Genomic DNA, 9,620 nt, shown 5'->3' on the forward strand with positions numbered 1-9,620 from the left:
CCAATCTCCTCCAACAGAAGCCTACCCCTAAAGAATATCAGGTCTGATGACTCACATCAAATCTTGGTCACACCCGTGTCAGGATCGTTCAGCAGCTTAGTATTAATCGGGGTTTCAATCGCACCAGGGGCCACATTATTAATGGTGATGCCGAGTGGACCTAGCTCGACCGCCAGATTTCGGGTCAACATTTTCAGCCCGCCTTTGCTAACACAGTAGGCCGTGAAATTGGGAAACGGTAGATCCTCATGCACAGAGCTAATATTAATAATTCTGCCCGTGCGTTGAGTCGCTTTGAGATGTCTCACCATTGCCTGGGTCGCAAAAAAGACGCCTTTGATATTGACGTTGAGAACAGCTTCGTAGTCGGCCTCTGTCACCGCTTCAAAGGGAGCATGTTTCTCAATGCCAGCATTGTTGACCAGAATGTCGAGCTGGCCATAGTGATCGATCCCAGCTTGGATGAGCCGCTGCACGTCTTCAACCATACCCAGATCAGCCCCAACCGCGTAGCCCCGGTCATTATCACAGTAGCCTTCTGCCAGGTGGCATTCGCCCCCAGCAGATTGGACTTTACTCAGAGTTGCTTCCGCACCCTCTGGGTGAGAGCGATAGTTAATCACAACCTTTGCCCCTGCTTGAGCGAAGCGAATGGCAATAGCCTGACCAATCCCTTGACTGCTCCCGGTGACCAGCGCTACCTTTCCCTCTAGCTTCATGGCCTTGTCCTCTTTGTGGATAACGTTGAGCCTAGGTGTTTAACCTTAAGAGTAGGTGAAAGGTCAATGATCATCAGCTGGGAAATGCTGGAAAATGCTGGATGTTAGTTGTTGGGTTTTCGAACAGAAAGATGTGCTGTTTGGATCTTGACTAGGGTTTGGAACAGAACTGGAGGGCCTCACCGCAACGGCGGTGCCATAAACCTTGACAATATCCAGATCTTGAGCTGATCTTAGAGAAAACTGAAGCGTTGGATGGGGTTTAGCCCTCGCTCAGTTCTAATCAGACCTTGGGGAAGGAGGCTGTGATCGTGGTGCCTGCCGCTTCTGTGGATTGAATTGTGAGCCTTCCTCCGTAGGCATCGACGATGCGTTTGACAATGGCTAAACCCAAGCCGGTACCGTTTACCTTGGTCGAGAAGAAGGGGCGGGTTAGCTGAGGCAGAAGGTTGGCAGGGATAGGCGCACCCCCATTATGAACGTGGATATAGGCCTCGGTGTCGGTTGCCTCTAGCCAGCAGCGCACGGACTGCCCAGGAGGGGAGGCTTCGCAAGCATTATTGACCAGGTTGATGACGACTTGCTTGAGCTTATCCGGGTCTACCAGAACTTTAAGGGGGGGCTTTAGCGGTTGATAGACCAATCCCCGACACTGGGGGAGCCCACTTAAATCCGTGATCACTTCCGTCAACCAGCTGGTGAGTTCCAGAGCAATGCACTGGGAGCCTTGGGGTTTGGCATAATTCAAAATCTCCTGAAGCAAATCCTGCAGGCGAGCCGCCTCCGTGAGGGCCAACTGTAGTTGGCGTTGGGAGTGATCCGATAGGGAAAGGCGTTCAAAGGCCTTCAGCCCCATCCAGACCGTCGTTAGAGGGTTGCGAATTTCATGGACAATCATGCTGGCCAGTTCTCCAACTTCTGCCAGCGACGTCAACGCAGCTATTTTCTCCTGTTCAGCCTGCTGCCGCTGATCCTCAGCTTTGAGGCGTTCACCCATTTCAACTCGCAGCTGTTGATTCATCCTTTGCAGCTCAGCGGTACGCTGTTCTACTCGTTGTTCAAGGTCGCGGTTAGCATCTAGAAGTTTCACCTGAGTAGCTCTTAATGCTTGCGTCCGTTGGATAACTTCGACCTCTAGCTCTTGATCCATTTGTTGAAGTTGTTCATAGAGCTGGTAGTTCGTGATAATGCTGGCAGCACGTTCGGCAAACAACTCAATAAATTGAACCTCTTCAGGATCAAAATGACGGGGTGTACGGTGAAAAGAGCAGATGGTGCCAATCACCTCTTTCTCCGGCGTCTTTAAAGGAACGCCTAGGTAGGCGCAATAGCCCTCTGGGGCTCTACCTCGATCAGTCCTAGTGGTGTCCTCCACCAGCAGGGGAACACCTGAATTAACCACCTCTCCGGTTAATGAACCATGCAGAGAATAAGCCTGGTTGGCGGCTTCGCCAATATCCATACTGCTGGCTAAAATTCGTTCTTCATTACTCCGACAGAGGGTGACAACTGACCAGTCCAGGTTAAACAGTTCGCTGACTTCCTCAGCAATGGTTTGTAAATAAAGTTTGAGATTACCCTGGCGATAGCTTAAGATAGACAAACTTGCTAGGATGTGTCGCTCTCGTTGCTGACGGTCTAAGAGTTGGCTGGCTGCTAAAAATTGATAGTCTAGGTCACCCAGACTTTTCCCTGCGGCCCAGGCCTGAGCCTCTCGTAAGGTTGATTGCTGTAACAGGACATTGACATCTTGATAGCCCGATTTTACCCACTGCGCCAGGGCAGCGGCATAGGGTCGCAAGCGGGTTAGCTGATGATCAACCCAGGTTTGATCAAAAACAGCTAAATAAATGGGATTTCGAGGGATTAGGCTATTTCCTTGACGAATGACTAGGCCCGAGAGCAAGAGCTTGGCCTGATCCTGACTGTCATCAATTGGGATAGCAGGACTTGGCTGAGTGGGGTCTGTGTGAGTTTGTAAAATGCGCTGATAGAGTTCTAGCAGGCGAATTGCTTGTTCAGAATCATGGAGTAAGTAGTCCCGAATCGTCCTCAAATGGGCCGGATCATCTTGTAGTTCCCAGTGGTTGAGCAGGTGCGATCGCACCAATTCCCCCACTTGTTTCTCCTCGTCACCGGCCAAAATTGGCTGCTGCTGCAATACCACTAACTGGCATAACTTTTGAGTCAAAAAAGGCTGTCCCCCTGTCCAGTTCAAGATGCACCGTAAGATCACTGCAGGATGGTCTGCCTGCGTTCTTAATCCCGGCAATAAAGCCTGAGCCTCCTCCTCTCGAAAACCTGCCAACTGAATGGATCTTCCCACATTAAACGGGGTGCGTTGCTTACTTCGGATCAGATCGGAGGGGGTTGCCACGCCAAATAAAGCAAAGGTGAGTCGCTGGTAAGCCTGAAATTCCGATCGCTGGTTATAGCAGTAACGAATCCAGGCAAAAAAGTCATCGGTGGAAAAACTAAGATTTAAAACTGTATCCAGCTCATCTAAAAAAATAACGATGCTACGGTCGGGCAAGGTGCCCAGTAAAATAGTTTCGACGAACTGGCTGAGCTCTTGAACAGGGGAAAGATTTAGCGTTTGCACCTGCTGCTGAAACTGCTCAAACGATTCAGTGAGATGAAATTTTCGAGCCAGTTCAAACTGGAATCCCCGATACCATTGGGCGGCGCTAACAGATTCACTACCCAGGTTCGTCAAGTCCACTGATACACAGATCGTTCCCTCAATTTGCAAGCGATGCATGACCTGCACCCGCAGGCTGGACTTTCCCATCTGTCGAGCATCAAAAACGTAGCAAAACTCACCCGCCTTCAGGGCTGTGTACAGCTGCTGGTCAGCCTGCCGTTGCACATAGGTCGGATGGTTAAATCGCAGCCCGCCACCCACTTTGTAGGTATAGTTGGCATCAAGCATCGCCGCTGGAAGGGGTTGGTTCATGGTCCATCATGGAGGTAAAAGGTTAAGGGGGTCAACATCGCGGGCGAGGATCGGATCAACAATCCAGAGATGGGGTTCAGGGGCTACTCAGCCGACTTTGAAAATATTGCTCGTAGAGGCGACAGCGCCACCTCACCCAATTCCCCTTGATCCGAATCAGCCCTAGACTCTGGAGCTGGTGAGTTTCCACAGAGAGTCCCGAAACGGGTTGGGTCAAAATCCGCCGGAGTTCCTCCAGGAGTATTGGGTTAGCGGTGACAACTTCCCATTGTCGCTGCAGGTGAGAATTGTAAATGCCGTTCTCCGTGATCGGCTCGGCCAGGATCTGCGAAAAATGAAAGTCTCCTTGCCACAGGTGATAAAACGTGAGCTGTAGCAAATAGGGATGTCCTCCTACCAGCTCCATGAGTTGGGCTGATTGTTCCGCCTTCCAGGGGAGGCCGTAGCGTCTTGCCAGCTCGCTGACTTGATCGAGGGTCAATTCCGGCAATCGAATCGGTAGTCCTACATTAAAGGGGGACTGGTGCACCTGCAGGGGAAGATATAGTTCTGTCGCATGTACCACCACTAAATGTAACCGTTGCCAAATCTCACTTTCATTGGCTTCTTCGTGCCACACCCGCAATAAAGGCAAAAAGTCCTGAGCCAGTTTTGGGTAGGCAAATATTCGATCGACTTCATCCAACCCAACAATCAAAGGCCTATCGCTCTGACTCAGAAGATAGTCTTCGAAATATCGGGTACAGCTTGATTTGGCCAACCCCCTATCCGTATCCCAATAAGCATTGAGGGGAGCATCAAGATTGAGTTTCCAGCTAATACTTTTACAAAACCAGCGCAAGAAAAGATTCAGCGATTCCAAGGCTGCCTGATCAGCCTGTTGAAAATTCATGCGAACCGTTTTACATCCTTTCTTAGACGCCACGTAGAGTATCCGGTTCAGTAAAGAGGTTTTGCCCATCTGTTGGGGAGCAGCAATCCGAATTAAGGCCCCCTGTTGCAGAATAGCCTCAAAGCAACGCTGTTCGATGGGGGGGCGTTCAATATAGAATGGCGCAGTTAAACCAAGGGGCATTCCCGGAAATTCAGCGGGTAAAAGCAAATTTCGGGATTCCGATAAGCGATCACAGATGAACAGTGGATCGAGTGGATGCGGGGAGGCGATCGCCATTGAACTTTCTGAAAATTGCCTGAAGATAGCGTGTAAATTATGCTTGGTGACTTTGGTATTGAGTCTATTGCCCAAGAGTTGCCAGAGTCGAAACCCAACATCCCGAATATGTTCGGGGCTATAGCCTGATTCATCGGCAATTTCTTGATAGGTTTTGCCCTCCCAAGCCTGACGAAAGACCAGCTCCTGAATATCCTTGATGCGGCAGTGAGCACTCAGAAGCTGCTCTAGAAGGATCAGTGCCTCTTCGGTTGTCATGCAGGAACCTGGGAACCATTAATCTATAATTTTAGCGAAAAAGCTTTCAGCTCAGAAAGAGATTTCTAACCAGTGAACTCCCCCTCATCATCGCTACGCAATAGAGCAGGGGCTTCCCACCTCAACAGCCACCGCCTCTACGGATGACTTGCGCCCCGCTTTGGTCTTACACTGCCTGCATGGGCAGTAGCGCTGGTTCCAACGCTAATAATCCTAAGCCTTCATCTCGAATATTGATCGCTGCATTGACATCCCTATGGTGCTTGGTTTTGCAACTGGAGCACTCCCAACTCCGAACATCAAGAGGCAAACTATCACCCTGATTGAGGCATGCATGACAAGTTTTACGAGACGAGAAGAACCGACCAATCTCAAGATATATCTTCCCCTCCCTTTCAGCCTTGTACTTTAACTGGCAAAATGAGTTAATCCTAAAATCAACCCCAGTTGCCTTACCCTGACGACTATGTTTCAGGGTCCGGGAATCCATCATCAAACAGCAAAGAAGCATAGTCTTTGCCTGTCTGTTCTGAGCCATATCCCTTTCAAGAAGACCCAGGTCAATCAAGCCTTGCACAGCCCTATTCCCCGAGACATCGCGAACCACCGCCATCGGCTGGCCATCGATTTATATCTGATCCCCGTCTATGGGAAGCCCAATGAGCAAGAAGAGCCCTACCTCTACCGGTCTGAGGCCAAAGCCGGGACCACAAAGTTTTTTGCTTATGCCACGGTCTATGTCATTCGCGCTCATCAACGGGGTACTCTAGCCGTCCATGCCATTGCGAAGGGAGAAACGTCAGTGTAGCCACCAACGTCATTCGGGGAAAGCACGGCGGCACTCGTGCTTTGGGACAGGGACGCCAGCGCTATCAAACGGCTTACACCCTCAACAGCCGTGAGTATGGCTCAGTGGCGTGCCAGATGGCTGTCGTCTGCCGGCATCACAAAGGAGCCAGAGGTCGACACGGCATTCAGTATCTGCTGTATGTGGTCTCTCGGGTCAAGGTTGCCTTGCACCAATGACCTTGCCATTACCGGGACCGATTTGGGATTGAAACCAGCTATCGAGTCAAAAATCCGTGTCGTATTCGCACCACCTCAAAAAATCCAGTGCTGCGGCTGTGATTTGTGGGTTTAGCCTTTATCTTGGTCAATCTTTGGATTTGGCTGCTGTGGACGTGGGTCAGCATGAGCCGTCGTGGGGGGCAACGTGTTTATCCAAAGCGTTTTCGGCTAAAGACCATGCTGGAGTTTCTTCGCTATGCAGTGGAAAGAGAATTTCCTCTCATCCATTTAATTACGATCCCTGACTCTGGATAAACTTTTCGATCTACTTGGTATAGGTGGAAAAATTTATATCCCTTGGTGAAATCAAATTTCTCTACCGCTCGATTCAGACCGATGGATCCCTCCTGGATCAGGTCATCAAACTCTAGACCGCGATCGCGGGATTTCTTGGCCATGTGAACCACCAGACGCAGATTAGCCTCAATCAGCTTGCGCTTGGCACGGCGGCCTCTCGCTGCGATCGCCGGGGATGGGGACGGATGCTCTTGCCACTCCTTCACCGCTCGGCCTAGCTCGACTTCCTGTGCTGCCGTGAGCAACGGGACTCGACCAATCCCCTGTAGATATTGACTGATGCCGTCTCTTTGCATCTGGCTCAATTCTTTCCGGTTATTTGTGATAAATAGCCTGTATAACTGCTATCTGCTGATTGTTTGCTTATTTTTTAATCTTTGTTCACATATTTCAGCAATGCTTTCACATCTTTTCCCCGATTGTGGGACACTTCAAGCTCCATCCCAATCTACTGGTGATGCTCCTCACAAAATTGTTTGGCGGCTTTCCGGTTGATCTTGAACACTGTCTCTAAAAATCCTGGATTGATCGCAAAGGTTTGCTCGGGATGCTCACGGTTCCATTCCTGCACGTTCTGAAAAATCTCTGCCGCTCGTTGCGCCCCGGCTTGCGGCCTGCCCTGCTCTTAGGAACAGGCTGTGACTTGACGGCATGGGAAATCGACTCTGCTTCCACGGTGCCGTTCTCCCTGTTCTCAGGCTCCGGTGAGTCTCCCAGGAGCAATTGGCGGAACTGAGTCAGTTTTCCCTCGGCTTCCTCTAGAGACTGACGCAAGCGCTCATTCTCATTCCTCAACTGTTGATTTTCAGCCTGCAATTCCTGCAATCGCTTTTGCTGCGCCGGACGTGGCTGACCTGCTCTGGCCGACTCCAACGCCTGCATACGAGATTCAAGCGTCTCCCGGTAATCCAGCCACTCCCTCTAGAGACCTTCAAACCGATGCAGGATGGCTTGCTCAATCTCATGCCCCAGGCGATCGCTGGTCTCCTCGATCGTTTTTTGGTCTAGGGATCCCTGGTCTTCCTTCACCTCTTCAAGCTCCTCATCCAGCAACGGCAGCTCAGGCACTGCACTTAGCTTGACTCCTTTATCCTTCAAAATCCCACCCTCGGCATCCGCAAGCTGGTAACGGAAAGAGTGACCTGTGGCCCTCGACTCCAGAACATGACCCATATAACCCTGCAAAAACGCATATTCGTTATGCCGGATCGGGCACAAGAAATAGCTGGAGCGTTGTTGCATTCTCGATTCAGCGGCACGTCAAATTTGTTCAGTTCAGCTTTGAGCGCATCGCCTTTCAGCTTCATCAGGGCTTTGATCTCCGGCATCGAACGGAAGCATTTTATACGCTCAAGCAGCTCCTCTGCGGGAATGAGGGGGGATATCATAGCCATCGCGTTCATGATTCTGCTGACCCATGAAATGCCGCAGGTAGGGATGCTCGGTGAGTGTAAACTTGCCTCGGGCCACTACTTCGCCTATCCGACGACTCATGCCCCCTGCAATAGCGATCGCCATGTGCCTCGCTGCAAATTTATCCTGGCTGTGCAGGAGATCGTCGATCTTGGCCAGGTAGCGATCCAGTGGGACGGTCTTTAAATTCAGCAGCCGTTTCCGGTTGACTTGGGCTTGGCGTTTATCGAGCTGTTCGTATTCTTCGGGGCTGTATTTGAAATAGGTCAATGCCCAATGTTCATCACGGGTTTCCTGGATCCTAGTGACCCGTTGGTGGTGGACGTAGGTGTGGCTATTTTCGGGGGTGAGTGGGAGGCGGTCTTGGGCGATCGCTTCCTCAATAGCCGCTCGGTATTTCGGGATGTACCCGCTGGCGAGCGTGATCTTGGCGTAGCCCTCTTCGAGCAGCGCGATTTCGGTCTGGCAGAGATCCCGGATTTTGTCTGGTGTGTTGACCGTGGCCAAGGCATCGACAAACGTATCAATCAGGGTTTCCAGCTCTACTTTCCGCAGCTTGGTGCGGCTGCCCTGGGCGATCCGGAAGCGGTATTTGTCGAGGATGTCGGCTCGGGTGGGCATTGCTGGGGGTGTCGTAGGGGAGCCGAAGGTAGGGGTCGTTGTCGTAGAGCCAGTAGACAGCTTGCTCTAGGGTGAATCGGGCATAGAAGCAACTGCCACGGGGAGCGGTGTAGGCCAGGGTTTCGACTTGGCTTGCGTAGGTGTGAATCTGGGGAAACCGCGTTTTAAGAAAGTCGAATTTTGAGGGAATTAGACCGGATACAGGAGTATTCTTGCTAGTTTAGATTGCGATCAAGGTCAATGTCTGTATAAATGTCGCTCAGGTGAATATTTAAGCAGATACTTTGAAATTCTAAGATCGCCTTTGGGGTGTAGGTTTGCAGGAGCCAGAGGCCATTGGGCTGGCGGCGAAAGGTTTCGATCCGTTGCTGTTTTGTATTAACTAGAGAATATTCTTCTAGGCTGGGGAGGGTTTGGTAGTCGTTGAATTTATCGCCCCGGTCAAATGCTTCGGTGGAGTCGGAGAGGACTTCGATAATCAGTTTGGGGTATTGCTTATAGGTTGAAGTTTCACTATCGCGGGGGTCGCAGGTGACGAACAGATCGGGATAGTAAAAGCGGTTTCGCTGCTCTAGTCTGATTTTGATGTCGGTGAAGTAAGTGCGGCAGGGTTGGCCTCGGAGGTGATTCCGAAGGTTCGTGTAGAGGTTGCCCACCAGGATGTTATGGTCGTCGGTGGTTCCGGCCATGGCGTAAATTTGGCCGTCGATATATTCATGTTTGATCTCGCTTTTTTCTTCCAGGGCAAGATAGTCTTCGGGAGAAATGGGTGGGGGAAGGGTTTGAGCAGTCATGGGTACTGGGCTGCGGCTTTGACCGTGGGAACAATTATCCTGATGTCAGGAGCTGATTGATGCATTATGGTGCTCTGATTTTAACAAATGTGATTCTCTAGAAAATCTTGCTGACTCAGCGAATAAAGGTATGTATTAGCCAGTAGACGGCTTGCTCTAGGGTGAATTGGGCGTAGAAGCAGCTTGCTCTGGGGGCGGTGTAGGTGAGGTTTTCTGCTTGGGTGGCGTGGCTTGCGATTTCGGGGAGGGTGCGGCTCTTTTAAAGTAACGTTTTATGACGAAATTCTGCGTTTTAATTCACAGAGAGCAATAAAATTGGAGGA

The 9,620-nt window shown here is 50.8% G+C and carries 6 protein-coding genes and 4 pseudogenes; 1 reads left to right on the top strand and 9 read right to left on the bottom strand.

What is annotated here, in order from left to right:
• Nucleotides 1-77: 77 nt before the first annotated feature.
• The 4 genes and pseudogenes from QQ91_RS00055 to QQ91_RS00070 form a co-directional block, all read right to left on the bottom strand.
• Nucleotides 78-719, bottom strand: a pseudogene (locus QQ91_RS00055) (SDR family NAD(P)-dependent oxidoreductase); the annotation flags it as partial.
• A gap of 283 nt (nucleotides 720-1,002) precedes the next feature.
• Entirely contained in the window at nucleotides 1,003-3,675 is a 2,673-nt protein-coding gene (locus QQ91_RS00060; RefSeq protein ID WP_166283724.1) for an AAA-like domain-containing protein, read from the bottom strand.
• Between the two features lie 76 nt (nucleotides 3,676-3,751).
• Entirely contained in the window at nucleotides 3,752-5,104 is a 1,353-nt protein-coding gene (locus tag QQ91_RS00065; RefSeq protein ID WP_166283726.1) for an AAA-like domain-containing protein, read from the bottom strand.
• A gap of 166 nt (nucleotides 5,105-5,270) precedes the next feature.
• On the bottom strand, nucleotides 5,271-5,717 hold the full coding sequence (locus QQ91_RS00070; protein ID WP_445974539.1) for a zinc ribbon domain-containing protein: 447 nt from the start codon (nucleotides 5,715-5,717) through the stop codon (nucleotides 5,271-5,273).
• Between QQ91_RS00070 and QQ91_RS21885 the strand changes: the two are divergent.
• A pseudogene (locus QQ91_RS21885) lies at nucleotides 5,625-6,427 on the top strand (hypothetical protein); the annotation flags it as partial. The gene QQ91_RS00070 and the pseudogene QQ91_RS21885 overlap by 93 nt on opposite strands.
• A 29-nt stretch (nucleotides 6,428-6,456) precedes the next feature.
• Here QQ91_RS21885 and QQ91_RS21760 read toward each other — a convergent pair.
• From QQ91_RS21760 to QQ91_RS00095, 5 genes and pseudogenes are all read right to left on the bottom strand, one after another.
• A pseudogene (locus tag QQ91_RS21760) lies at nucleotides 6,457-6,630 on the bottom strand (sigma factor); the annotation flags it as partial.
• 42 nt (nucleotides 6,631-6,672) lie between these two features.
• Nucleotides 6,673-6,765 (bottom strand): annotated as a pseudogene (locus QQ91_RS21765) (sigma-70 factor domain-containing protein); the annotation flags it as partial.
• A 625-nt stretch (nucleotides 6,766-7,390) separates the two neighbouring features.
• A complete protein-coding gene (locus tag QQ91_RS00085; protein ID WP_166283730.1) occupies nucleotides 7,391-7,642 on the bottom strand; it encodes a hypothetical protein in 252 nt (83 codons plus the stop codon).
• Between the two features lie 177 nt (nucleotides 7,643-7,819).
• Entirely contained in the window at nucleotides 7,820-8,503 is a 684-nt protein-coding gene (locus QQ91_RS00090; protein ID WP_166283732.1) for a protelomerase family protein, read from the bottom strand.
• Between the two features lie 215 nt (nucleotides 8,504-8,718).
• Nucleotides 8,719-9,297: a Uma2 family endonuclease gene (locus tag QQ91_RS00095; protein ID WP_166283734.1), complete on the bottom strand. Its 579-nt coding sequence runs from the start codon at nucleotides 9,295-9,297 to the stop codon at nucleotides 8,719-8,721.
• Nucleotides 9,298-9,620: the final 323 nt, after the last annotated feature.

The sequence above is a fragment of the Lyngbya confervoides BDU141951 genome, from assembly GCF_000817775.3.
In the GTDB taxonomy this organism is placed as follows: domain Bacteria; phylum Cyanobacteriota; class Cyanobacteriia; order Thermosynechococcales; family Thermosynechococcaceae; genus Lyngbya; species Lyngbya confervoides.